Annotated in this window: 1 pseudogene; it reads left to right on the top strand. The window is 41.8% G+C overall.

From position 1 onward, the window contains the following. Positions 1 to 610 (top strand): annotated as a pseudogene (gene rpoA / locus ACIGG7_RS23375) (DNA-directed RNA polymerase subunit alpha); the annotation flags it as partial. Positions 611 to 648: the final 38 nt, after the last annotated feature.

Genomic DNA, 648 nt, shown 5'->3' with positions numbered 1-648 from the left:
GGGTAACTCCTTACGTCGTATCCTATTATCGTCACTCCCAGGTGCTGCTGTCACATCTATTCAAATAGATGGAGTACTGCATGAGTTTTCAACAATTGAAGGCGTCGTAGAGGATGTTACATCCATCATTTTGAATATCAAGAAGCTGGCGTTAAAGATCTACTCTGATGAAGAAAAAACGCTAGAAATTGATGTGCAGGGTGAAGGAGCCGTGACGGCTGCTGATATTACTCATGATAGTGATGTTGAAGTGTTAAATCCTGATTTACACATTGCAACATTATCTAAGAGTGGTCACTTCCGTGTGCGTTTAAGTGCATCCCGTGGTCGTGGGTACAGACCAGCAGACCAAAACAAACGTGAGGATCTTCCTATTGGCGTGATCCCAATCGATTCTATTTACACTCCAGTTTCACGCGTAAACTATCAAATAGAAAATACTCGTGTTGGTCAGATGACGAACTACGATAAACTTTCTCTTGATGTATGGACTGATGGAAGTATTGGACCGAAAGAAGCGATTTCTTTAGGTGCTAAGATTCTAACAGAACACTTAAATATTTTCGTTGGCCTTACAGATGAAGCGCAGAATGCTGAAATCATCCTCAAATTGGGCTTGTGAGAGTTCGTTTGCTTGGAGATTGGAGG

The sequence above is a fragment of the Rossellomorea sp. NPDC077527 genome (assembly GCF_044542955.1).
Lineage (GTDB): Bacteria > Bacillota > Bacilli > Bacillales > Bacillaceae_B > Rossellomorea > Rossellomorea aquimaris_E.
The sequence above is the reverse complement of the archived record's forward strand: the minus strand, read 5'-3'. Positions and strand labels throughout refer to the sequence as shown.